General features: G+C 66.0%; 25 protein-coding genes. 15 read left to right on the forward strand and 10 right to left on the reverse strand.

Features of this window, described 5'->3' with window-relative positions; all coding sequences use genetic code 11:
• Nucleotides 1–4: 4 nt before the first annotated feature.
• Nucleotides 5–1087: an HD-GYP domain-containing protein gene (locus AXW83_RS11840; RefSeq protein ID WP_066613744.1), complete on the forward strand. Its 1083-nt coding sequence runs from the start codon at nt 5–7 to the stop codon at nt 1085–1087.
• Between the two features lie 5 nt (nt 1088–1092).
• Here AXW83_RS11840 and AXW83_RS11845 read toward each other — a convergent pair whose 3' ends face one another.
• The 4 genes from AXW83_RS11845 to AXW83_RS11860 form a co-directional block, all read right to left on the reverse strand.
• A complete protein-coding gene (locus AXW83_RS11845) occupies nt 1093–1953 on the reverse strand; it encodes a TIGR01459 family HAD-type hydrolase (RefSeq protein WP_066613746.1) in 861 nt (286 codons plus the stop codon).
• Complete coding sequence (locus AXW83_RS11850) at nt 1953–2897, reverse strand: sugar kinase (RefSeq protein WP_210179664.1); 945 nt, start codon at nt 2895–2897, stop codon at nt 1953–1955. Before AXW83_RS11850 ends, AXW83_RS11845 begins: the two co-directional genes overlap by 1 nt.
• A gap of 120 nt (nt 2898–3017) precedes the next feature.
• The gene (locus tag AXW83_RS11855; RefSeq protein WP_156639963.1) at nt 3018–4265 is read right to left on the reverse strand and encodes a coiled-coil domain-containing protein; all 1248 of its coding nucleotides are present in this window, start codon (nt 4263–4265) and stop codon (nt 3018–3020) included.
• Between the two features lie 87 nt (nt 4266–4352).
• Nucleotides 4353–4943 carry a DUF1134 domain-containing protein gene (locus tag AXW83_RS11860; protein WP_066613750.1) on the reverse strand — a complete coding sequence of 197 codons (591 nt, stop codon included), beginning with the start codon at nt 4941–4943 and terminating at the stop codon, nt 4353–4355.
• Nucleotides 4944–5222: 279 nt separating this feature from the next.
• Between AXW83_RS11860 and AXW83_RS11865 the strand changes: the two genes are divergently transcribed.
• The gene (locus AXW83_RS11865) at nt 5223–5756 is read left to right on the forward strand and encodes a YHS domain-containing (seleno)protein (protein ID WP_066613752.1); all 534 of its coding nucleotides are present in this window, start codon (nt 5223–5225) and stop codon (nt 5754–5756) included.
• A 6-nt stretch (nt 5757–5762) separates the two neighbouring features.
• On the opposite strand, the gene AXW83_RS11870 is transcribed toward AXW83_RS11865, so the two are convergent.
• Nucleotides 5763–6614: a 3'(2'),5'-bisphosphate nucleotidase CysQ family protein gene (locus tag AXW83_RS11870; RefSeq protein WP_066613753.1), complete on the reverse strand. Its 852-nt coding sequence runs from the start codon at nt 6612–6614 to the stop codon at nt 5763–5765.
• Between the two features lie 133 nt (nt 6615–6747).
• Here AXW83_RS11870 and chpT point away from each other — a divergent pair, with 133 nt between their 5' ends.
• The 6 genes from chpT (at nt 6748) to AXW83_RS11900 (ending at nt 13068) form a co-directional block, all read left to right on the forward strand.
• Nucleotides 6748–7389 (forward strand): histidine phosphotransferase ChpT, encoded by a 642-nt coding sequence (gene chpT / locus AXW83_RS11875; RefSeq protein WP_066613754.1) that lies wholly within the window; start codon nt 6748–6750, stop codon nt 7387–7389.
• Nucleotides 7390–7507: 118 nt separating this feature from the next.
• Complete coding sequence (locus AXW83_RS11880; protein WP_066620365.1) at nt 7508–10120, forward strand: chemotaxis protein CheA; 2613 nt, start codon at nt 7508–7510, stop codon at nt 10118–10120.
• The gene (locus AXW83_RS11885; protein WP_066613756.1) at nt 10117–10623 is read left to right on the forward strand and encodes a chemotaxis protein CheW; all 507 of its coding nucleotides are present in this window, start codon (nt 10117–10119) and stop codon (nt 10621–10623) included. Before AXW83_RS11880 ends, AXW83_RS11885 begins: the two co-directional genes overlap by 4 nt.
• 29 nt (nt 10624–10652) lie before the next feature.
• A complete protein-coding gene (locus tag AXW83_RS11890; protein ID WP_066613758.1) occupies nt 10653–11018 on the forward strand; it encodes a response regulator in 366 nt (121 codons plus the stop codon).
• Nucleotides 11019–11068: 50 nt separating this feature from the next.
• Nucleotides 11069–12181 carry a chemotaxis-specific protein-glutamate methyltransferase CheB gene (gene cheB / locus AXW83_RS11895; RefSeq protein ID WP_066613759.1) on the forward strand — a complete coding sequence of 371 codons (1113 nt, stop codon included), beginning with the start codon at nt 11069–11071 and terminating at the stop codon, nt 12179–12181.
• Nucleotides 12178–13068 carry a CheR family methyltransferase gene (locus AXW83_RS11900; RefSeq protein ID WP_066613760.1) on the forward strand — a complete coding sequence of 297 codons (891 nt, stop codon included), beginning with the start codon at nt 12178–12180 and terminating at the stop codon, nt 13066–13068. The genes cheB and AXW83_RS11900 overlap by 4 nt, the downstream gene beginning before the upstream one ends.
• A 175-nt stretch (nt 13069–13243) precedes the next feature.
• On the opposite strand, the gene ctrA is transcribed toward AXW83_RS11900, so the two are convergent.
• A complete protein-coding gene (gene ctrA, locus AXW83_RS11905; protein WP_066613761.1) occupies nt 13244–13945 on the reverse strand; it encodes a response regulator transcription factor CtrA in 702 nt (233 codons plus the stop codon).
• Nucleotides 13946–14317: 372 nt separating this feature from the next.
• Between ctrA and fliI the strand changes: the two genes are divergently transcribed.
• Entirely contained in the window at nt 14318–15628 is a 1311-nt protein-coding gene (gene fliI / locus AXW83_RS11910; RefSeq protein ID WP_066620367.1) for a flagellar protein export ATPase FliI, read from the forward strand.
• A gap of 3 nt (nt 15629–15631) precedes the next feature.
• Here the strand turns inward: fliI and AXW83_RS11915 are convergent, their stop codons facing one another.
• Nucleotides 15632–16837, reverse strand: a complete 1206-nt coding sequence (locus AXW83_RS11915; protein WP_066613763.1) for an MFS transporter — start codon at nt 16835–16837, stop codon at nt 15632–15634.
• A 240-nt stretch (nt 16838–17077) separates the two neighbouring features.
• Between AXW83_RS11915 and fliJ the strand changes: the two genes are divergently transcribed.
• A complete protein-coding gene (gene fliJ, locus AXW83_RS11920; RefSeq protein WP_066613764.1) occupies nt 17078–17488 on the forward strand; it encodes a flagellar export protein FliJ in 411 nt (136 codons plus the stop codon).
• Between the two features lie 26 nt (nt 17489–17514).
• Here the strand turns inward: fliJ and AXW83_RS11925 are convergent, their stop codons facing one another.
• Both AXW83_RS11925 and AXW83_RS27035 read right to left on the reverse strand, forming a co-directional pair.
• Nucleotides 17515–18129, reverse strand: a complete 615-nt coding sequence (locus AXW83_RS11925) for a GNAT family N-acetyltransferase (protein WP_066613765.1) — start codon at nt 18127–18129, stop codon at nt 17515–17517.
• 16 nt (nt 18130–18145) lie between these two features.
• Complete coding sequence (locus AXW83_RS27035; protein WP_156639967.1) at nt 18146–18301, reverse strand: hypothetical protein; 156 nt, start codon at nt 18299–18301, stop codon at nt 18146–18148.
• Between AXW83_RS27035 and AXW83_RS11930 the strand changes: the two genes are divergently transcribed.
• From AXW83_RS11930 to AXW83_RS11940, 3 genes are all read left to right on the forward strand, one after another.
• A complete protein-coding gene (locus AXW83_RS11930) occupies nt 18300–18647 on the forward strand; it encodes a hypothetical protein (protein ID WP_156639969.1) in 348 nt (115 codons plus the stop codon). The two genes, AXW83_RS27035 and AXW83_RS11930, sit on opposite strands and share 2 nt — an antisense overlap.
• Nucleotides 18648–18714: 67 nt before the next feature.
• Nucleotides 18715–19089: a CopM family metallochaperone gene (gene copM / locus AXW83_RS11935; RefSeq protein WP_442855236.1), complete on the forward strand. Its 375-nt coding sequence runs from the start codon at nt 18715–18717 to the stop codon at nt 19087–19089.
• A gap of 154 nt (nt 19090–19243) precedes the next feature.
• Nucleotides 19244–20281 (forward strand): lysylphosphatidylglycerol synthase transmembrane domain-containing protein, encoded by a 1038-nt coding sequence (locus AXW83_RS11940; RefSeq protein WP_066613768.1) that lies wholly within the window; start codon nt 19244–19246, stop codon nt 20279–20281.
• Between the two features lie 6 nt (nt 20282–20287).
• Here the strand turns inward: AXW83_RS11940 and AXW83_RS11945 are convergent, their stop codons facing one another.
• Nucleotides 20288–21175, reverse strand: coding sequence for a DMT family transporter (locus AXW83_RS11945; RefSeq protein WP_236841891.1), 888 nt, complete (start codon nt 21173–21175; stop codon nt 20288–20290).
• A gap of 185 nt (nt 21176–21360) precedes the next feature.
• Between AXW83_RS11945 and AXW83_RS11950 the strand changes: the two genes are divergently transcribed.
• Together AXW83_RS11950 and AXW83_RS11955 are read left to right on the forward strand one after the other, a co-directional pair.
• Nucleotides 21361–21657 carry a type II toxin-antitoxin system HigB family toxin gene (locus tag AXW83_RS11950; RefSeq protein ID WP_066613770.1) on the forward strand — a complete coding sequence of 99 codons (297 nt, stop codon included), beginning with the start codon at nt 21361–21363 and terminating at the stop codon, nt 21655–21657.
• Between the two features lie 5 nt (nt 21658–21662).
• Nucleotides 21663–22037, forward strand: a complete 375-nt coding sequence (locus AXW83_RS11955; RefSeq protein ID WP_066620372.1) for a helix-turn-helix domain-containing protein — start codon at nt 21663–21665, stop codon at nt 22035–22037.
• Nucleotides 22038–22069 lie beyond the last annotated feature (32 nt).

Below are 22069 nucleotides of genomic sequence, written 5' to 3' on the forward strand. Positions count from 1 at the left end.
CGTCGTGCTGCTGATTACCGATCGAATCGAACAGAGCCGGCAGCTGGAGCGTATGCTTGCCCTGTGGGGGCCATGCACCGTCGTCCACGTGAACGACGCCGGCAGGATCGCGACGTGCAGATCCCTGCGGCTGGTGGTGACGAACGTCGAGCTGTCGAACCGAGCGGCTGTCGAGGGAATACGGGCTGCCCTGGCACGACATCGAAACGCCGGAACGCCCTACCTTTGCCTGCTGAAAGACCAGTCGCCTCGTGCCACGATCCAGGCCAACGCGATCGGAGCTACCAGCATCCTGTCCGCCCAGATGCCGGCAGGCGAATTGCTGAAGAGCATCAGCCAGATCCTGCATGGCAACGATACATCGGAAGCGGCATCGGACGGACCGCCGAGTATCCACGGCCATTTCATCGCCGCGACCGCCGCCCTCGCCGACATGCTCGACGCCGCGGAGAACGGGCGCGCACTGCCGCTGCGGGCGATCAACGACGGCGTCGCCTCGATCAATCAGGCCGCAGACAAGGCCGATATCGGCTCCTGGCTCGATGTCGTCTGGAACCATGACGACCTGACCTATCAGCACTGCCTTCTGGTCGCCGGCCTGGCCGCCGCCTTCGGGCGGCAGCTCGGATTTTCGGGGCGGGATCGCAAGCTCTTGACCTGCGCGGCCGTGCTGCACGACATCGGCAAAGTGAGGATACCGCTGGCGATCCTGCACAAGCCGGGAAAGCTGACCCCGGACGAAGCGACCCAGATGCGCCAGCATCCCGGAATCGGCTTCGAGATGCTGCAGAGATCGGGAGCTTTCGCCAAGGAGATTGTCCAGGTGGTTCGCTCGCATCATGAGTATCTTGATGGATCGGGCTACCCGGACGGGCTCCGTGCCGACCAGATTCCCGATATCGTGCGGATGATCACGATCTGCGACATCTACGCCGCGCTGATCGAGCGGAGGTCGTACAAGCCGCCGATGCCGCCGGAAAAGGCCTACGACACCTTGCTGCGGATGGGCGGCAAGCTCGACGCCGCGCTCGTGTTCGCCTTCAGGAAGGTTATTTTCCCGGCAGCCGGGGCAAGAGCAGCCGCATAGGCCTGCTACGCCAGCGCACCCATCGCCGCGACGGGCCGGGCCTTCTGCCCGGCCAGCACCGCCGCCAGCCCCTCGGGGTCGATAACGCCATCCCGCATCGTCTCCTCGCGATGGATGCCGCCTGCGATGAACAGGCTGTCGAAGCCCATCATCTGCGCCCCGGCGAGATCGGTACGAACTGCGTCTCCGATCACCAGCACGCGGCTTGCGTCGACCGCCCGGCCGCCACGCGCCGCTTCGGCCGCCGCCAGCGCAAGATCATAGGCCGGCCGATACGGCTTTCCAGCCCAGGCGACCGCTCCACCGAGTTGCTCGTAGATCAGGGCGAGCGAGCCGGCGCAGGGCAGCAGATGCTCGCCGACATGCACGACGAGATCGGGATTGCCGCAGATGAAGGGCAGCCCGCGCTTGGCGAAGCGTGTCAGCAGAGGACGGTACTGATCGGGCGTCTCGGTGCGGTAATCGTTGAGTTCGGTCGCGACGACGAGGTCGGCCTCCTCCTCCCCGACCACTTCGACATCGATACCATCGAAGATCGCGCGGTCGTCCTGCCAGCCGATATGGAAGACCTTCCGATGGAGGCTCTCGGCAATCAGCGATTTCGTGACGTCGCCCGAAGTGACCAGCGCGTCCCACGCGGTGCGGGGCACGCGCTTCTTGTCGATCACTCCCGCGACCTGCTCCGACGGACCGGGCGCATTCGACAGCAGCACGACCACGCCGCCGGCCTCGCGATAGGCGCTCAGCGCGGCGCAGGCCGGCTCCAGCGCCCACAATCCGTCATGCACGACCCCCCAGACATCGCTGATGAGCACGTCGTAGCGGGCGAGCAGCGCGCCCGCCTCGGCCAGAACTGGAATGCTCATCAGATCGCGGCTCTCGCTTCTTGCGTCATTCGGGCCTCGACATCGGCCCGGCGCGGCAGCGGCGCGACGGCGCCATAGCCCAGCGTCGAGAGCGCGGCCGCGACATTGGCATAGGCTCCGGCCGCGAAGGCATCGCCCGTGCGCACGAATTCGGACAGGAAGGCGCCGTCATAGCAATCGCCGGCGCCGGTGGCATCGATCGCGTTGACCTTGATCGGCACCAGCCGCAGCCGCCGCTCGGGCGTCGCCACCAGCGATCCCTCATGGCCGAGCGTCAGCGCCACCACCTTGGCGCCCATGCGCAGATAGAGGTCGGCGATGGCGTCGGGCTCGTCGAGCCCGGTCAACAGCTTCGCATCGTCGAGGCCCGGCAGGACGATATCGGCCATCGCGCAGGCGGCATGGATGATCGCCCTCGCCCGCGCCAGCGGCCAGAGCTTGAGCCGCAGATTGGTGTCGTATGCGGTCAGTACGCCCGCCTCGCGCGCGATCGCGAAGGCCTCGAACACGGCGTCGGCAGCGCTGCCGGCGATCGCCTGGCTGATGCCCGATGCCTGGACCACGCAGGCGCGGGCGATCAGCTCGCGCGGCAGGTCGCCCGGCCCGTAGAGGCTCGCAGCCGATCCCGCCCGGAGATAGGAGAAGACATGGCCGGCGGGGCCATGATCGACGAAATAGAGCCCCGTCGGAGCGCTCGGATGCGTTGCGACATGGCGGTCGTCCACCCCTTCGCGCGCCCATAGCTCGCGGATCGAGCGGCCGGCCATGTCATTGCCCAGAGCGCCCGCATAGGCGACCGATGCGCCCTGCCGGGCAGCAGCGACCGCACAGTTGGAGGTGTCGCCGCCATGGCCGAACTGGAAGGCGCCGGACTCGGCCCGCGTGGCGTTGAACTCGCCCAGCGGCTCGCCGATGCAGAGGATGTCGATCGCAGTTTCGCTCACGGGTCGGGAACCATCTCGCGCGGGCCATCACGGGCATGGCGGCAACACGCCAGCGCGCCTTCCTAGAACAGGATGCTTCCCGGGGGAAAGGGTTTTGGGCGGGCCGTCGCCTTCGCCGCCCTATTCCGCCGCCTCCTGCGCCGGCGGCAACGCCATCAGCCGCTCCGCCACCCGCAGGATTTCCTGGCGCAGCGCCGCATTGTCGCCCGTGGCGCCAGCCGGCTGCCGGCGCAGCTCGGCAACCTCGCGCTTCAGCCTTGCACGGTCAGCCCGCGCCTGGGCGAGCGAGCCCTGCAAGGTCAGCGCCTCGGCGTGGACGACTTCCAGCCGACCCTCCCGCTCGCGCAGATCAGCGTGCAGCGCCGCCAGCTCCTCGGTCAGGCGTAAGCGCTCATCCTGCCAGGCGGACTGCTCCGATCCCGCCCGCTGCTCCAGTTCCTCTTTCGCGAGCCGTTCCGTCTCGATCGCGGCCGCCCGCAGCGAGAGCTGCGCCGCCGTCCGCTCGACCTCGGCCAAAGCCGCCGTCGTCCGGACCTCTGCTGCGGCAAGCTCGGTCTCGGCCTGCATCGCGCGTGCTGCCAGCGTATCGGCCCGCAGCCGTTCGCTGTCACGATCGACCGTCATTCCCCGGAGCGAGACCAGCGCCTCCTCCAGATGCTGCTCCATCGAGGTCAGGCGGCTGGCGAGTTCGTCGCGCTTGCCTTCGAGCACCAGGATTTGGGTGCGATTCTCGACCTGGACGACACGCAGCGCGTCCGCATCGGAGCGCAGCTTCGCCAGATCTTGCTCACGCTCTGCCAAGATGGCCTCGACCCGGCCGAGTGTCGCGCGCTCCTGGGCAAGTTCGTTGCTACGCGAATCGAGGTCGGCGCTGGTGCCGGTCAGCGCCGCGCGCGTCTCGGCCAGACTGTGCTCGACGCTGGCGAGGTCCGCGACGCGCCTGTCCAGCCGCTCCGAGGTCTCGGCATGGCCGGCTTTTTCCGCAGCGAGCGCAGCCTGCGTCCCCTCGAGATCGGCACGGGTTTCGGAGAGGTCGCCGACCAGGACCGCGATGCGCGACTCGCGCTCGCGCAGATCGCGCTCGAGCCGGCCGATCGTCATGTCACGCCGGCCGATCTCCTCCATCGCACCCGCCTTGGCGGCAAAACCGCTTTCGGCCCGCAGTTCCAGTGCGCGCTCGCGCATGGCGAGTTCGGCGCGCAGATGGTCGCGGTCGGCCGCGATCTCGGCCAGGGACAGAGGGAACGCCGCCTCCGCCCGGCGCCGTGCCAGACGGTCGGCCCGTCGCGACAGGGCCGGGACCGCCGCCAGTGCCATCAGGCTGGCAGACAGGAAGCCGAGCACAATGAACATGGCGGCTTCGATCAAGGGATGCGGCTCCGTGGCACGGCGATCTGAGAGCGCCATTTCTGCCACGACGACGCCGCCATGGCCAGCAATTCACCCCAGTCGTGCTCAGAAGGGGTTCCAGGTCGCCTGCGGCGTGAACTTCAGATAGCCCAGATTGACGCCGAGCCGCCAGCCGACGCCGGTGCGGATCGGCACCACGGTGATGCCTTCGGCCGCCATCGCGGTGAAGCCGAATCCACCAATGAAATAGACCGAGCCATCGACGCCGACGAAGCGCTGATACAGCGTATCGACGCTCGGCAGATTGTAGACCAGCATCATCGTGCGCGCGCCTTCGCCGCCGAAATCGAAACCGACCGACGGGCCCTGCCAGAACACCTTGCGGTCGCCCGCATTGCGGGTGAACAGCGTGCCCTCGCCATAACGCAGACCGCCGACGAAGGCGCCCGACGCCTCCTGGCCGAGCACATAGCCATTGGGCTCGCCCCAGCGCCTGACGGCCTCCTCGATCGTCAGGGCAAGGCCCCGCGAAACGTTGCCGAAGAACTGGTGGCCCGAGCCGACGAGTTCGTTCTGCGAGAAGGACTGCGCCTTTCCATAGGATTGCTGGGCGAGTGCCGGCCCGGGGACGGTCGCGATCGCGCTGCCGGCCAAGGCGAGACCGCCGGTGACGATGCTGCGGCGGGATGGGTTCATGGCTTGGATCTCCGGGCTTGGGCGCTGAATCCAGGGTCTTGTACGGCTCGGCGACGCGATCTTCCCGGCCGCGACGAGGAGGTGGGTCTCATGCCGGCCGCTGCGGGCGTCATTCTGACGGCCTATCCGGATCTGAACGATCCGAATGCGGCGAAACCGACGACATAGCGCAAATGCACGCCAGTTCGGTAACCAGTTTGATACGCTGCAAGTGTATCCAACCCGTGAAGATTCAGGCTCCGGACGGAGCCCTGCGAATAGGCAAAGGATTTGCCCGCGATGAAGGCCACAACATGGCGCAGGCGGATCGCCTTCGCGGCGACCATGCGCGTGCTGGCCCTCGCAGGCTTTGGCCTCATGCCGCCCACGCCTACTGAAGCGAAGGGACTGCCCGACGGCCTGCCCCCACTGCCCGCAATCGGCGAGACGATGCAGCGCGATACCCGTTCGGGTCTCGCGCTGGGCGGGTTCGACCCGGTCGCCTATCACGTCGAGGCGCGCGCCACGGCCGGCCGCGCCGAATTCGAGATCACCCATCGCGGTGACGTCTGGCGTTTCGCCTCGGCGGCCAATCGCGCCGCCTTTCTCGAGGCACCTGACAGTTATGAGCCTGCCTACGAAGCCTATGATGCAACGGGCGTAGCCGAGGGGCTGGCAGTCGATACCGATCCAAGGCTCTTCGCCGTGGTCGAACAGCGCCTGTTCCTGTTCCGCACCGCCGCCAGCCGCAACGCTTTCCTGGAAAACACCTCTCTGCGGCGCCTCGCGGAGAACAGCTGGGGCGCGGTGAGCCAGCTTATCGCCCACCGCTGACCGGCTTCAGTCCGGTTGCGACAGATCCGCTGCCGCCGCAACGGCCCGCTCGGCCAGGGCATCATGGCTGGCCGCCACGAAGGGCGGGTTACGGAAACCGCGCCCGCTGTCGCCATAGCGCGGCAGGCTACCGTCGATCAGCATGACGACGCCCCCCGCCGCCCGCAGAATCGCATCGCCCGCCGCGATATCCCACTCCATGGTCTGGCCACCCCGGATGTGGAGATCCGCCTCGCCAGCTGCGATCAACCCGAACTTGACCGCCGACGACACGGGGATTTTCGCACTCGACCCCATCGCCGCCGCGACCCCGTCGCTCAGGGCATCGCCATGGAATCGGCTGACCAGCGTGACAGGCCCCTCCTCCCCCACGGCCCGCACCGCGATCGGCAGGGCATCGCCGGATGCGGCGCCATCGGGGCCCAGCTTGGACTCGAAGGCACGCTGGCCGGCGAACCAGAGCCGGCCGAGTTGCGGCGCGGCGATCGCACCCGCGATCGGCCTGTCCCCGACGATGACGGCGATGGCGACGCAATAGCTGTCGCCGCCGGCCAGGAATTCGCGCGTACCGTCGAGAGGGTCGAGCAGAATGAAGACAGGCGCTGTCTTGTCCGCTTCGGCGCTCTCCTCGCTGATCACCGGAAAATCCGGCAGCAGGCGAGCCAGCGCGTCCTTCGCGGCCCGGTCGGCGGCGATATCCGCAGAGCAGACCGGGGAGCCATCGGCCTTGAGCCGCACATCGCGGGCAGCGCGCATCCGCATCAGCACGGCCGCGCTGACACGGGCGGCCTCCGCCAGGCAGCGCGCCAGGCCGTCGCGGTCAATCAGGCGCGGATCGTCAGCTGCGATCGGCGTCAAGACACGCCTCCCGATTTCCGCTTCGCACATAACAGGGTTAACCACATGCAAACCAAGATGGCACCATATCTTGCTCTATCTGGCGTCTCGCGAGCTTCGAGCGCCCCGCCACGCTGATCTCGGGATAGATATCATGACCGCCATCTCGCTAGAGCCGCTCGATCTGGCCGCGCTTCTTTGCAGCCGCGTCTGTCATGATGTGATCAGCCCCGTCGGCGCCATTGTCAACGCGCTGGAGGTCCTCGAGGAAGACGATCCGTCGATGCGCGACTTCGCGCTCGACCTGATCAAGAAGAGCGCGCGCAATGCCTCCTCGCGCCTTCAATTCGCGCGGCTCGCCTTTGGCGCGGCGGGTTCGGCCGGCGCCATGATCGATCTCGGCGACGCCGGCAACGTCGCCAACGGCTTCCTGAACGACGAAAAGCTCTCGCTGGACTGGGAGGCGCCACGCGCACTCCTGCCCAAGAATCAGGTCAAGCTGCTGCTGAACCTGCTGATCATTGCGACTCAGGCCGTTCCACGCGGCGGCAAGCTGGTCTCGCGCGCTGTGGTGGAGGGCGAGCAGGGCTCGTTCAAGATCACGGCGACGGGCTCGCATGCCCGCATTCCCGCCCATGTCGAGGAGCTGCTGGCCGGCCAGTCGGAGACCGGCACCATCGATGCCCACGCCGTCCAGCCGCTTTATGCAGGCATGGTCGCGCGCGCCGCCGGCATGTCGATCACCTTCGCGATCGACGGCGATACCGTCACCATCACGGCCGACAAGGTCGCCTGAACAGGGCACCCCACGGCAGGCAAGGCCGAATCGCGGCCTCTCCATGATCTCAACCGATCATAAACCCTTCTGATGCTTAGATCGTCGCTGGGGTTTGGCGTGGGTGATGGTCCTCTGCATGGACGAGCTGCTGCAAGAGTTTCTGGGCGAGACCGGCGAGCACCTCGACACGGTCGATCGGGAACTCGTGCGCTTCGAGCAGGATCCCAACGATCAGAGCATTCTGCGGACGATCTTCAGGCTCGTCCACACCGTCAAGGGCACGTGCGGCTTCATCGGCCTGCCGCGGCTGGAAGCGCTGACCCATGCCGCCGAATCCGTCATAGGCCAGTTCCGCGACGGGGCCACGGTCAACCCCATCGCCGTCACCGCCATTCTGGAGACGATCGACCGCGTCAAGGAGATCCTGGCCGAACTCGCGGACAAGGGTCAGGAACCTCCCGGCACCGACGAGACGCTTATCGGGGAGCTCCAGGGGCTGGCTGAACGGGCGAAGCTCGAACTCGCGCAGGCAAAGAAGCCCGGCATCCCCTCCGACGATCCGGTCGCAACCTATCTCGCCCGTCACGGCACGAACCTGACGGACCAGGAACTCGATCTCGTCTTCCGCAGCGCCCCGGGTCCCGAACGAGGGCGTGACGGCCGCATCGACACCGGCGGCCGCACCGACGAGGAAACCCGTTCGCGCGACCGGCGTCCGACCGGCCCTGCGACGCTGCGGGTCAATGTCGATACGATCGAGCATCTCCTGACGATGGTGTCGGAGCTGGTTCTGACCCGTAACCAGCTCCTCGACATTTCGCGCAAGCAGAACGATGCCGCACTCAAAGCGCCGCTGCAGCGGCTCTCGCTGATCACGGCGGAACTGCAGGACGGGGTCATGAAGACCCGTATGCAGCCGATCGGCAATGCGTGGTCGAAGTTGCCGCGGATCGTCCGCGACCTCAGCGGCGAACTCGGCAAGCGCATCGAACTCGTGACGGACGGAGCCGAGACCGAACTCGACCGGCAGATCCTCGATCTGATCAAGGATCCTCTCACCCATATGGTCCGCAACTGCGCCGACCATGCGATTGAGTTCCCGGCCGAGCGCCTTGCTGCCGGCAAGCCCGAGCACGGCACGATCCGGCTCGCCGCCTATCACGAGGGCGGCTCGGTCACGATCGCGGTGTCCGACGACGGACGCGGGCTCGATATCGAGAGCATCCGCCGCAAGGCGCTGCAGCAGAACCTCGCCAGCGAAGCTGAAATCGAGCGCATGAGCGATAAGCAGCTCGGCCGCTTCATCTTCCACCCCGGCTTCTCGACCGCCGAGACCGTCACTGCGGTCTCGGGACGCGGCGTCGGCATGGACGTCGTCAAGGCCAATGTCGATGCGATCGGCGGCCTTATCGACATCGTCAGCACCGCCGGCCTCGGTACGTCCATCACGATCAAGATCCCGCTCACACTGGCGATCGTTTCGGCGCTGATCGTCGAGGCCGGCGGCCAGCGTTACGCCATCCCGCAGATCGTCGTGCGCGAACTCGTTCGCGTGAAATCAGGCGCCGACCAGCGCATCGAACAGATCAACGGCGCGTCGGTCCTGCGGTTGCGCGACCAGTTGCTGCCGATCATCTCGCTGGCCGGGCTCATGGGGGCACCTGCTCCCGCGATGGACGACGGCTTCATCGTCGTCACCCAGATCGGCGAAAGGCAGTTCGGCATCCTCGTCGACGGCGTCTTCCACACCGAAGAGATCGTCGTGAAGCCGATGTCGACCAAACTGCGACACATCCCGATCTTCTCCGGCAACACCATTCTCGGAGACGGCGCCGTCGTCCTGATCGTCGATCCCAACGGCATCGCCCAGCTCGTAGGGGCGGCGGCATCGCCGGGCGAACCGCGCATTGCGACGCCGGCAAGCGGCCGCGACCCCTCCGGCGAGCGCACCACGATGCTGGTGTTCACGGCCGGATCCGATGGCCTCAAGGCTGTGCCGCTGTCGCTGGTGACCAGGCTCGAAGAGGTCGATTCGGCGCTCTTCCAGACCGGCAGCGGCCGCGTGCTGCTGCACTATCGCAACCGTCTCATGCCGATCGTGATGGTCGGCGACGCCAGACTCCGGACCGAGGGCCTGCAGCCTTTGGTGATCATCTCCGAAGGCGACATGACCATGGGTCTGGCCGTCGACTCGATCGTCGACATCGTCGATGAGGCGCTCGATGTCGAGCTGCAGTCGGCCTCGGACAAGGGGGTGATCGGTTCTGCGGTGATTCGCGGTCGCGCCACCGAAATCCTCGACCTCGCCCACTATCTCCCGCTTGGCGATCCGAGCTGGCTGCGGGCCCGCGGGCACGAGGGTGTCGCGGTGGCGGCGCAGGTTCTCCTGGTCGAGCCATCAGATTTCCTGCGCGAGATGTTGAGTCCGGTGCTGAAGGCCTCGGGCCAGCAGGTCGCCCTCGCCGCTGATTTCGAGAGCGCCCGCAAACAGGTGGCGACGCACATCACGGGGACCGTCCTCGTCGATCTCGACCGGGCCCCCGAAGCGGCCTTCGCCTTCGCCGCCATGATGCGCGCCAGCGCGCGTGGCGACAGCATCCGCATTCTCGGTCTCACGACCCTGACGACGCCGGCGCTGCATGTCAGCGCTGCCAAAGCAGGGCTCGACGAGATCATCGCCAAATTCGACCGCCGTGCGATCCTCGCCGAATTGGCCGACCGCAAACCAAGCATGAGGCAGGCGGCATGACCCAACGTGCCCCCCAGAGCGATCTCCCGGACAGCATCCACGGCTACGAGGAATCGCTCGACTACGTCACGATCATGATCGGAGAGCAGATGCTCGGGCTCCCGATCGGGCGCGTCCACGACGTCTTCATCGCCAATCGGATCACCCGCGTTCCGCGCGCGCCGTCCGAGATCGTCGGTCTGCTCAATTTGCGCGGCCGGGTCGTCACAGCGATCTGCCTGCGCAAGCGGCTGGGCCGATCGGTCGTCGAAGCGGCCGACTGCAACGAAAAGCTGGAACTCACTGCGGTCGGCATCGACCATGAAGGTGAAGCCTATGCGCTGATCGTCGACGCCGTCGGCGAGGTCATGCGGCTCGACCGGTCGACGCTGGAGACCCTGCCGGCCCATCTCGATCGCAGCTGGAGCGCGCTCGCGACCGGCGTGCATCGCCTCGACGATCGTCTGCTCGTCGTCCTGGACATGGACGCCGTCCTGAAAATCGACCTTCCCGTGGCCGCCTGAGCCACGCTTGCACACTTTTGGAGATGACCATGAAATATTGTCTCGTCGTCGATGACTCTGCCGTGATCCGAAAGGTCGCCCGCCGCATCCTGGAAGGCCTCCAGTTCCGCATCGCGGAAGCCGAGGATGGCGCGCGCGCGATCGATGCCTGCAAGGGCGAGATGCCCGACGCCGTGCTGCTCGACTGGAACATGCCGATCATGGACGGCTACGATTTCCTGCGCACGCTGCGCCAGATGCCGGGCGGCCGACGGCCCAAGGTGGTTTTCTGCACGACGGAGAACGACATCGCCCATATCGCCCGCGCCATGCACGCCGGCGCCGACGAATACATCATGAAGCCCTTCGACAAGGAAATCGTCGCCTCCAAATTCCATCAGGTCGGCCTGCTGTGAACCGCCTGCACTTCGCCATGCCTCCCGTCGTCAGGACCGCGTAGCCGAAAATGAGCCTGTCGATAGCCCAGGGCGTCGCGAGATCGCAGCCCAAGACGGTGGTCATCGCCGATGATTCCGTCGTGGTGCGCGGCCTTTTCGCGCGCTGGCTTGGCGAAAGCGGGCAATTTCACGTCGTCGCCGTTGCAGGTGACGGGGAAACAGCCATCGCTCATGCGACACGCTTCCAGCCCGACCTGATGGTGCTCGATCTCGACATGCCCGGCGTCGATGGCGTCACCGCGCTCCCGTTGATCGTCAAGGAGAGCCCCAGAACGGCGGTGCTGCTCGCCACGACCCTCAACGAGCGCAATGCCCGCCTGGCGCTCGAATGCATGACGAAGGGCGCGATGGATGTCGTCTCGAAGCCCGACAGCCGCAGCGGCATGACGCTGTCGCTCGATTTTCGTGCGGAATTTTTGCTCAAGCTCGGCCACATCGCTCAGTCGCGCCACCAGCCCGGTATGCTGCCGGCCGAGATGGACATCGATTTCGCCGCACAGGGCCAGACCAATCTGAAGCCGCTGGTCTCGGTCATGCCGCGCTATCTGCTGATCGGTGCATCGACCGGGGGTCCCAGGGCCGTCGCCAAGGTCCTGTTCGACATAGGCGACAGCCTGAGGGATCTCACCACCCTCGTCGTCCAGCATATGCCGCCTGTCTTCACGGCGTCCTTCGCCGAGCAGGTGGCGGCCCAGATCGGACTGCCGACCCGCGAACCCTATGACGGCGAGCGGCTCTGCCCCGGCACCATCTACATCGCCCCGGGTGGCCGGCATCTCGGCGTAGATCGCAAGCTCGGGCACCTCGTCGCCAGCATCGGCGACGGTCCCCCGGTCCGCTTCTGTCGGCCAGCTGTCGATGTGCTGTTCAGCACAGGGGCCCGTCATCTCGGTCCCGCCGCGCTCGGCCTCGTCCTCACAGGCATGGGCAGCGACGGCACGGACGGCGCCGGCGCGCTGCGGCAGGCAGGCGCCGCCGTCATCGCGCAGGACGAATTGTCCAGCACGATCTGGGGTATGCCCGGCTCGGTCGTGCGCGCCCGCCATGCCAGCGCGGTGATTCCGCTCGCCGAAATCGGCCTTGCCATCCGCAATCTCGTGCGCGGAGGTCAGGCTGGATGACCGAGGCGGACTTCGATTTTTTGCGCACGATGCTGCATTTTCGCTCGGGGCTCTCGCTCAGTCTCGACAAGCGCTATCTGGCGGAGAGCCGTCTTGGCATCCTGTGTCGGCGCCGTGGCTTCGACGGATTGTCCGAGCTCGTGCAGAAGCTGCGCCTGAAGGCCGATCCGAGCCTCGAAGCCGCCGTCATCGAGGCCATGACGACCAACGAGACGCTGTTCTTCCGCGATCGCACCCCTTTCGATCTCTTCCGCGATGTGATCCTGCCTGAAAAACTTGCTTCCAATGCCGCTAGCCGCAGCCTGCGCATCTGGTGCGCGGCCGTTTCCAGCGGACAGGAGGCCTATTCGCTCGCCATGATCCTCGATGACATGGCCGCCCGCCTGACGGGGTGGAAAGTCGAGATCATCGGCACCGACATCTCGACAGACGTACTCGAAAAGGCCAAAGCGGGCCTCTACAGCCAGTTCGAAGTCCAGCGCGGGCTGCCAGTGCAATTGCTGCTGCGCTATTTCCGCCAGCAAGGCGACAAATGGGAAGTCTCGGACCGCATCCGCGCCATGGTCGACCTGCGCTTCCATAACCTGCTCGAACCTGCCAGCCATCTCGGCCAATTCGACGTGATCTTCTGCCGCAACGTCCTGATTTATTTCGACGTGCCGACGAAGGCCAGGGTGATGGCCGCGCTCGCCCAGCGCCTGACGCAGGACGGAGCCTTCGTTCTGGGAGCGGCCGAGACCGTGATCGGCATCACCACGACAATCGTCCCCGACAAGGATCACCGCGGACTCTATCGCAGCAGCCATTCCACCAAGGCCCAGCCGGCCAGCCTGAGCCTGCCCTTCGATCGCCCGAGGCCGATCGCCGCCGGTGGCCGACACGGCTGATTTATCCTTGCCCTGATGGTGGCGAGGACAGGCACACCCTACGCACCATCCGACAACAAAAACCCCGCCTCTCGGCGGGGTCCCCGTAGACCTGTCGTGTACATCCGACGATCAGGTCGATGGATCATGTCGCATATCGTCGTGACCGAAGCGTGACGGCCCCGATCGGCCGGCATCAGGCCGGGATGCGCTGCTCGACCTCGTTGGGCTCCCGCAGCACATAGCCGCGGCCCCAGACGGTCTCGATATAGTTCTTGCCGTCCGACGCGTTGGCGAGCTTCTTGCGCAGCTTGCAGATGAACACGTCGATGATCTTGAGTTCGGGCTCGTCCATGCCGCCATAGAGATGGTTGAGGAACATCTCCTTGGTCAGCGTCGTACCCTTGCGGAGCGAAAGCAGCTCCAGCATCTGGTATTCCTTGCCGGTGAGGTGGACGCGGGCGGCGTCGACTTCCACGGTCTTGGTGTCGAGATTGACGACGAGGTCGCCCGTGGTGATGACCGACTGGGCGTGGCCCTTCGAGCGGCGCACGATCGCATGGATGCGGGCGACCAGTTCGTCCTTGTGGAAAGGCTTGGTCAGGTAGTCGTCGGCGCCGAAGCCGAGGCCCTTGACCTTGTCCTCGATGCCCGCGAGGCCCGACAGGATCAGGATCGGCGTCTTGACCTTGGCGACCCGAAGCGAGCGCAGGACCTCGTAGCCGGACATGTCGGGCAGGTTCAGGTCGAGCAGGATGATGTCGTAATCATAGAGTTTGCCGAGATCGACGCCCTCTTCACCCAGATCCGTCGTATAGACGTTGAAGCTTTCGGACTTCAGCATCAGTTCGATGCTCTGGGCGGTCGCGCTATCGTCTTCGATCAGCAGAACCCGCATGTCACGTCCCCAATTTCGCCCGCGGACAAGCTATGCGTGCTTCCCGTCCGGGCCCTCATGACCCTGGACGACGACGCGCTTGCCCGATGAAACGCCACGCGACACGCTACCGGGAAAATGGTTAACAAACCGTGATTCCCGTGCGCAAGCGCTTCTTGGGAGAAAGACACGATCCTTGTCGAGGTGAGTCGAAATTGACACGGATCGGAAAGCCCTCGCCCGCGAAATCGCCTTTCGCGGAGATCCGCTCCACGGAACCGGGCCAAAACACCCGGCGACACGAAGCAGCCTCGACGCTTAGTGTTAATCACACAGGTAAACGAAAGGTTGACGGAAACACTTATGAACAGCCCCTTTCGTAGCTCCGAACGCTTGGCCAGCCTCGCAAACGCCATCGCCGGTCTCGACGGTGTTACGATGTATGGCCGGGTCGTGGCCGTGAAGGGGCTGCTCGTCGAGATCGCGGGACCGATCGGGGCGATGAGCCTGGGCGGACGCATCGAGATCGAGATCGCGCCGGGCACGCGCGTTCCCTGCGAAGTCATCGGCTTCTCGGGCGAGAAGGCTTTGGTCATGCCCTATGGCGGGCTCGACGGTGTGCGTCGCGGCTGCCCGGCCTATGTCGACAAGGCACAGCCCGGTATCAGGCCGACCTCCGCTTGGCTCGGCCGCGTCGTCGATGCGCTCGGCCGCCCCGTCGATGGCGGTCCGCCTCTGCCCGAGGGCGACAGGCTTTGTACCTTCCGCAACGATCCGCCCCCGGCCCATTCCAGGCGCCGCGTCGGTCCCCCGCTCGATCTCGGCGTGCGCGCGCTCAATGCCTTCCTGACCTGCTGCCTCGGCCAGCGCATGGGCATCTTCGCCGGCTCCGGCGTCGGCAAATCGGTGCTGCTCTCGATGCTGGCGCGTTACGCCAGGGCCGACGTCAATGTCATCGGACTCGTTGGCGAACGCGGCCGTGAGGTCCAGGAGTTCCTGCAGGACGACCTCGGCCCCGAGGGCCTCGCTCGCTCGGTCGTCGTGGTCGCGACCTCCGACGAGCCGGCGCTGATGCGCAAGCAGGCCGCGATGACGACGCTGACGCTCGCCGAGTATTTCCGCGATCAGGGCCGGCAGGTGATGTGCCTGATGGATTCGGTGACACGTTTCGCCATGGCGATGCGCGAGATCGGGCTGGCCGCCGGCGAACCGCCCACCACAAAGGGCTATACGCCGACCGTCTTCGCCGAACTGCCGCGGCTGCTCGAACGCGCCGGGCCGGGCGTCGGCGACGGCGCGATCACGGGTCTGTTCACCGTGCTGGTCGACGGCGGCGACCATGACGAGCCGGTGGCCGACGCGGTGCGCGGCATCCTCGACGGCCATATCGTGATGGAGCGCTCGATCGCCGAACGTGGGCGCTACCCGGCGATCAACGTCCTGAAATCGGTTTCCAGAACCATGCCGCGCGCCTGCGACCCGGCCTTCTATCCCGTCGTCCAGAAGGCGCGCGCAACGCTCGCGACCTATGCCGATATGGAGGAACTGATTCGGCTCGGAGCCTATCGCCAGGGCGCCTCGGAGGAAGTGGACGAAGCGATCCGGCTCAACCCGGCGCTGGAAGGGTTCCTGAAGCAGGCCAAGGACGAATCCACCTCCCTCCCGGACTGCTATGCGAGGCTGGCTGCGATCATGAACGGTTGAGCGTCAGGGCCGTGCCAGCAGGCGCACCAGCGCCAGCATGGCCAGCAGGGCTAAGACCTGGATCGCGGCCGAACCGACCAGGGCCAGGTCCCGCCCGAATCGCTCGATCATGAACGCGAACAGCAAGGGTGCCGCGGCGAAGGCGAGATTCTGAGGCACGGTCAGCCGGCCCAGCATGGCGCCGAAGCCGGCGCGGCCGAACAGGGCCAGCGGCAGCGTGGCGCGGGCGACCGAGATGACGCCCATCGCCGCACTGAAGCACAGCACGAATGCGGCAGCCGAAAGCGGCGACCCCGGCGCGAGCACGAGCAGGAAGCACGACAACGGCCCCAGCACCAGGCCAGCCAAGGCCGTCCGCTCGACCGGCACCCTCTCCCCGATCGTCGCATCGACCAATCGCGCCAGCAGCGTCGCGGGCCCGCCGAGTGCGGCGATGCCGACGGCCTCGGCCTGGCCGAGGCCGGAGTTCCGCAGCAGATCGATCAGATGCAGCGGCAGTCCCCACGATACCAGCCCGCTCGCGGAAAAGACGAGCGCGACGAGCCAGAATGCCACGCGGCGGTGGACGGGCGGGACACGCCCGTCGGCGAGGTCGCCGGCAAGTGGCTCCGTTGCGGCAGCCGGGGTCGCGAACCGACGGCGTGGAATGGCAGCGTAGATCGGAAACACGACGACGATCTGCAGCGCGCCGAAGATCCACCATGTTGCCCGCCAGCCATAAGTGTCGGTGAGTACGGCCGCGAGCGGCCAGAACACGGCCGAGGAGAGCCCAGTCGCAAGCATCATCAGGCCGATGACCCGGCTGGTACGCGGCCCCATCAGATCGGCGACGGTGACGCTGCCGACATTCGCCAGCGAAAAGGCATGGCCGACCCCAATGACGACCCAACTCGCGAGGTAGCTGACGGGCCCCTGCGCCGCGCTCAGCAGCGCAAGCCCGAGCGCGCAGACCACGGCACCAATGCACATCGCCCGGCGGGTGCCCTCTCGGTCGAGATGCCGGCCCACGGCAGGCGCGAGCGCCGCCCCGGTCACCAGCAGGATGGTGATGCCGCCGAAGACCACGGTGACGTCCAGCCCGAGATCCCGCTCGATGTCTCGCGCCAGAACAGACAGCGCGTAGAATGTCGAGCCCCAGCCGATGATGCGCGTGACGACGAGACCGCAGATCAGCAGTCCATGTTCCGGAAGGCGCGGAAGGGCAGGCAAAGGAGCGATCCACCAATGGGCACTGAACGATGCAGCGAGTCTCTTGCAGGCGAAAGTGACAAGACGCCCCGCCTCGATGCGTCAGTAGCAACGCTCCCACCATGCGTCGGATGCGGTGATTTTCGGTAAGGAACGGTCAACCTCCTTGCTCCATTGTGGTTTTCGTCTCGCGGATGGAGTTCCGGGCACGCGCCGAGGGGTCGGCACATGCCCACTGCGTAATCAGGAGTTGGACACGACATGAAGTCGCGAGACACACTTTTGCGTCTCAAGCGCTTCCAGGTGGACGAAAAGCGTCGCCGGGTAGCCCAGATCGAGATGATGATCGCCGAATTCAACCGCATGGCGAGCGACCTTGATCGCGAGATCCAGAGCGAGGAGACCCGCGCCGGCATCTCCGACCCGGGCCATTTCGCCTACCCGACCTACGCCAAGGCCGCGCTCGGCCGCCGCGACAATCTTCGCCAGTCGGCCGACAATCTGAAGGGCCAGCTCGACGACGCCAAGGCGGCGCTGCAGGAAGCCTTCGAGGACATGAAGAAGGTCGAGATCCTCGACGATCGCGAACGCGCCACCGAGCGCGCCGCCGAAGCCGCACGCGACCAGGCGATGATGGATTCGATCGGCCTGCGCTCGCGCGCCAGCGTCTGAAGCCCTGGCGGAGGCGGGGCGATCCGTTATCCGATCACGGGATGGTAGCCAGTCGAGCCACGTGGGAGATGGCCGCTGAGCCGTGGGTCGTCATCGACCTCGATGCTACGCTTGAAGGCGACGAACCCGGAGCGCTGATAGAATTCCGGGGCACCGGGATGATCCAGCGTGCAGGTATGCACCCAGAAGCGTGAGATCGGTTTCGCCCAGGCGAAGGCCAGCGCGCGGTTCATCAGCCACCGTCCCGCTCCCTTCCCGAGCGCTTTTTCGCTCAGGCCGAAGAAAGCCAATTCTCCTTCGCCCGCGATCCTGAAATCGAGTTCGAGCAGCCCGACATCCTCATCCGCATGGCGGACGAGGAAAGTCTCGACGCCCGGATCTGCCAGAATGGCCTCGACCTCGCCCACAGGTTTGACCAGCCGGCTGAACCACATCCAGCGCTCCCCGATCAGGCGATAGAGCGCGAGGTAGCGCGCGATCTCCCGGGCGCCGATGCGCTCCAGCGAGAAACCCTCGAGACACGGCGGGTCAGGCCGGACCGGAGGCGGCGCGACCATCTCCAGCGACGTGACGATGGCCGCGATCTTGCCGGGCGGCAGGTCCGTGGTGCCTGCAAGGCTGATGGTCAGGGTGTCAGGCATGGCGCTTTCGCAGGAATCAAAACATCGCAACGTGTATGATGCCGCGATCCTGACATGATCGCAGCTGAAAGATCACGTCGATGATGCCGACTGGACGCACACCTGCACGTTCGACAAGGATCGGCTGGACCGCGCCGGAACGGCTGCGCTGGCTGTTTGCGATGGCCGTCATGCTGTTCGCCGTGCTGCCGCACGCGACGCTCGCAGCCTCGGCGATCCACATGGCGACGGTCCCTGCGGCCGTGTCCGGCGACCACCACGCGACCGCCACCGCATCCGACACGCGTCCTTGCCATGACGACGGCGAACCGGCCCCCGCCGCCACGCACATCATGCCACCCTGCTGCATCCTCGGCTGCGGCCTGCTGGCAGTCGCGCCGCAATCGCCGGCCGCACCGCGCATCGCGCAATGGCGAACGCGTCCGTCAGATCCTGACAGGACGGGGGTAGGCGCCATCATCGAGCCGGCCGAGCGGCCGCCGCGCCAGGGCGCATACCTGTCTGCCAAATCCATCTGAAAACAGAACGGCGCAGCGTTGAGGCCGACCGGCCAGCCGACGTCGTTGAAATCTCAAGGATATCGCTATGAAACACCTTACCTCGACCGCACTCGCTGCTTTGCTCGCCGGCACTCTCGCCGTTGCGGGACCAGTTCTTGCCCAGCAGCATCAGGGCCATGGCATGCCTGGCGCATCTGCAAAGGACTCCGCCTCCACCACGGCGTTCAAGGCAGCCAACATGAAGATGCACAAGGACATGGACATCGCCTTCACCGGCGATCCCGACGCCGATTTCGTTCGCGGCATGATCCCGCATCATCAGGGCGCCATCGACATGGCCAGGATCATGCTCGCCCATGGCAAGGACCCGGCCCTGAAGGCGCTCGCGACGAGCATCATCGCCGATCAGGAAAAGGAGATCGCCCAGATGCGCGCCTGGCTCAAGACGAACGGCAAGTAGGCGCTGGCGACGACGTACGGGGCAAGCGGCAAACCGCCGCTTGCCCTTGTCTGCGCCCGCTGGCAGAGAGGTTGCGCCCGCCGACCCTGCATCTTTGCATGGTCGGCGGGCGATCGACGCATAGCACTCCGCCTCCTCGCAGCCCGCGGGTCTCATGAAAAAATACCTCGATTATCTCTGGCCGATCATCGGACTCGTCGCGGTCGTCTGGTCTGTCGATCTGCTCTGGGACAAGCTCAAGGCGGAGGCCGGCACCGACGCCGCGATCCAGACCCTGCTCGAACAGGGCAGCTTCTGGGATAATCTCAGGATCGTCGCGAGCCGCATCGGCCAGAAGATCGCGGTCATCCCCACCGACGCCTTCCTGCATGCCGCGCTCGCCACCCTTGTCGCCTATGCCGCGCTCGCCTGGTACGACCGCATCGCACTGCTGCATATCGGCAAGGAAAAGGGCATCTCCTGGCTCTACATCTCGCTATGCTCCTTCGTGACCTATGCGCTGTCGCACAACATCGGCGCTTCGGTGTTCTCCGGCGGCATGGTCCGCTATCGCGCCTATACCGCCAAGGGATTGTCGGCGGCCGACGTCGCCGTGCTCGTCGCGCTCTGCTCCTTCACCTTCGCCTTCGGCACGATCCTGCTGATGGGACTGGTGCTGCTCTACGAACCGGAAATCCTGCGTCCGCTCGGCCGGCTCTCGACCTGGTTTCGAATCGGCGACGGCACGGCACGCATGATCGGCATTGGCATGCTGGCCTTCGTCGCGCTCTACACCGTCGGCGCCTGGCTGAAATTCAAGCCACTGAAAATCGGCAAGTTCGAGGTCATCTATCCCCGCCTGCCGATCGTAGCGCGGCAATATCTTGCCGCGCCGCTCGAGCTCGCGGGCGCAGCCGGCATCATCTATTTCGCGCTGCCCGACCAGGGCAATCCGGGCTTCCTGATCGTGCTCGGCGCCTTCCTGCTCTCCTTCTCGGCCGGGCTTCTGAGCCAGGTCCCGGGCGGCGTCGGCGTTATGGAGGCCGTGTTCCTGGCGGTGATGCCCGGTGTCCCGGCGCCTGCGGTCTTCGCAGCGCTTTTGATCTGGCGGCTGTTCTACCTGATCCTGCCGCTGGTGATCTCGCTGCCGGTGGTGCTTGCGTTCGAACGCGCGCAGCTCAGGCGCAACACCCGCATCGCGCCGCCACCCTGACGAAAGTTAGCGCCTGAGCGCGATCGCGGCAGCCCCGAACATCAGCACGGCACCGACGGCCTCGGCCCAGCCGAACGGCTCGTCAAGCACGATCACACCGGCCGTGACGGCGATGACGGGACTGACGAAGGCGTAAAGCCCCGCCCGGAAGGCGCCCCAGTCGCGCAGCAGCCGCAGATAGATGGTGAAACCCATCAGCGAGCCTCCGATTACCAGGGTCGCCAGCGCCGGCGCGACCGGCCACGATATCAGGGCAGCGAACTGCGCCGGCCCAATGTCTTCAAGGGCCAGCGCGATCACCGTGAGCCCGGCGCCACCGATCAGCGTCTGCCATCCTGCCAGCGTCAGCGTCGGCATCGTGCCGGCGATCCGCCGCGACAGCACGGCGCCGACGCAATAGAGCAGCGTGCCGAAAGCGACCGCGGCCAGCCCCCAAACCTCGAGCGGGTTCCCCTGAGCGGCGCTCAAGCCCCCAAAGCTCCGCGTCGCGAACAGGAAGCCGAGTCCGACCATGCCGACAAGGATCGCTATGACCCGGCGCCGGCTGATTGCCTGCCCCTCGATCACGCGGCTCGCCAGCAGCGAATAGATCGGGATCGTCGCGAAATTGACGATGGCCGACAGCCCCGACGGCGCCTGCGCCGTGCCCCAGAACAGGAAGGCATAGTTGCCGGTATTGACCAGCAGAGCCGTCACGATCAGCCGCCAGCGCGCCTCGGCGGGCACCTTCGGCACGTCCCGTCCGGCCCAGAGCAGCATCAGCAGCCCGGCGATCCAGAACCGCACCGCTGCCAGAAAGATCGGCGGCACATGCGCGGACCCGACCTTGACCGGCATGAAGGTCAGCCCCCAGACGAGGCACATGAGAGCGAACAGGACGGCGTTGCGGGACATGCAACGGGCTTAGCGGCTGAAGCGGGCCGGCGCCATTGCGCAGCGAGTATGGTGGCATGGGCCGGCTGCGGGACGAGCAAGATCGCACCCTGTCGCGTTCGGCACGCGCCGATTGCCGCGATTACACATGTTCCCATCCGGGGAATTGTCTTGTTCCCGTTTTGGGAAAATGCTACTGCCCAGATATGCAAGTGATCGCGCGCCGCTCGCTGAGAACGTTCTGGGAGAGCGAGCCACGTGCCGAGCTGCCATTACGAACCTGGTATGCGATCGTCAGCAGGGCGGAATGGACGGGACCCGCCGAACTGAAGGATCAATTCGGAACCACGGTGGATTTCGTCGGCGACAACCGCGTCATATTCGATATTGGCGGCAACAAATACAGGCTGGTCGTCCACGTCGCTTATGCTTATCGGCGCGTGCTGATCAAATTCATCGGAACTCATCGCAACTACGACAGAATCGATCCGGAGACCGTGTGATGCAGATGGATGTACGGGCGATCCGCAACGAAGCCGACTACGACTGGGCGCTCGCGGAGATAGAGCAGTACTTTGAGCGCCAGCCCGCAGCCGGCACGCCCGAAGCGGCGCGCTTCGACGTTCTGGCAGACCTCCTGAAAGTCTATGAGGATGCGCATCACCCCGTCGGGGCGCCAGATCCGATCGAAACGCTCAAGCATTGGATGGCGATGCGCGGTTTGAGCCAAGGCGACCTCGCTGCACTTATCGGGTCGAAGTCGCGGGCCTCGGAAATTCTGCGTCGCAAGCGCGCGCTGACGATGGAGATGGTCTTCAGGCTCAGCCACGAATGGCGCATCCCCGCGGATGCCTTGGTAACCCCCTACGAACTGGCGGCCTAAACGCAGCCGCTCCGGCGCAGCCCCCTGACGCC

It is taken from the genome of Bosea sp. PAMC 26642, assembly GCF_001562255.1.
Lineage (GTDB): Bacteria > Pseudomonadota > Alphaproteobacteria > Rhizobiales > Beijerinckiaceae > Allobosea.

Bases quoted from the DNA above. Each gene is read 5' to 3' on its own strand.
- AXW83_RS11955 (WP_066620372.1), top strand. From the start codon at position 21,663: ATGGATGTACGGGCGATCCGCAACGAAGCCGACTACGACTGGGCGCTC.
- AXW83_RS11885 (WP_066613756.1), top strand. From the start codon at position 10,117: ATGACCCAACGTGCCCCCCAGAGCGATCTCCCGGACAGCATCCACGGC.
- AXW83_RS11865 (WP_066613752.1), top strand. From the start codon at position 5,223: ATGAAGGCCACAACATGGCGCAGGCGGATCGCCTTCGCGGCGACCATG.
- AXW83_RS11880 (WP_066620365.1), top strand. From the start codon at position 7,508: ATGGACGAGCTGCTGCAAGAGTTTCTGGGCGAGACCGGCGAGCACCTC.
- copM (WP_442855236.1), top strand. From the start codon at position 18,715: ATGAAACACCTTACCTCGACCGCACTCGCTGCTTTGCTCGCCGGCACT.
- AXW83_RS11940 (WP_066613768.1), top strand. From the start codon at position 19,244: ATGAAAAAATACCTCGATTATCTCTGGCCGATCATCGGACTCGTCGCG.
- AXW83_RS27035 (WP_156639967.1), bottom strand. From the start codon at position 18,301: ATGACGGCCATCGCAAACAGCCAGCGCAGCCGTTCCGGCGCGGTCCAG.
- cheB (WP_066613759.1), top strand. From the start codon at position 11,069: ATGAGCCTGTCGATAGCCCAGGGCGTCGCGAGATCGCAGCCCAAGACG.
- AXW83_RS11945 (WP_236841891.1), bottom strand. From the start codon at position 21,175: ATGTCCCGCAACGCCGTCCTGTTCGCTCTCATGTGCCTCGTCTGGGGG.
- AXW83_RS11860 (WP_066613750.1), bottom strand. From the start codon at position 4,943: ATGAACCCATCCCGCCGCAGCATCGTCACCGGCGGTCTCGCCTTGGCC.
- AXW83_RS11845 (WP_066613746.1), bottom strand. From the start codon at position 1,953: ATGAGCATTCCAGTTCTGGCCGAGGCGGGCGCGCTGCTCGCCCGCTAC.
- AXW83_RS11900 (WP_066613760.1), top strand. From the start codon at position 12,178: ATGACCGAGGCGGACTTCGATTTTTTGCGCACGATGCTGCATTTTCGC.
- chpT (WP_066613754.1), top strand. From the start codon at position 6,748: ATGACCGCCATCTCGCTAGAGCCGCTCGATCTGGCCGCGCTTCTTTGC.
- ctrA (WP_066613761.1), bottom strand. From the start codon at position 13,945: ATGCGGGTTCTGCTGATCGAAGACGATAGCGCGACCGCCCAGAGCATC.
- AXW83_RS11950 (WP_066613770.1), top strand. From the start codon at position 21,361: ATGCAAGTGATCGCGCGCCGCTCGCTGAGAACGTTCTGGGAGAGCGAG.
- fliJ (WP_066613764.1), top strand. From the start codon at position 17,078: ATGAAGTCGCGAGACACACTTTTGCGTCTCAAGCGCTTCCAGGTGGAC.
- AXW83_RS11930 (WP_156639969.1), top strand. From the start codon at position 18,300: ATGCTGTTCGCCGTGCTGCCGCACGCGACGCTCGCAGCCTCGGCGATC.
- AXW83_RS11890 (WP_066613758.1), top strand. From the start codon at position 10,653: ATGAAATATTGTCTCGTCGTCGATGACTCTGCCGTGATCCGAAAGGTC.
- AXW83_RS11925 (WP_066613765.1), bottom strand. From the start codon at position 18,129: ATGCCTGACACCCTGACCATCAGCCTTGCAGGCACCACGGACCTGCCG.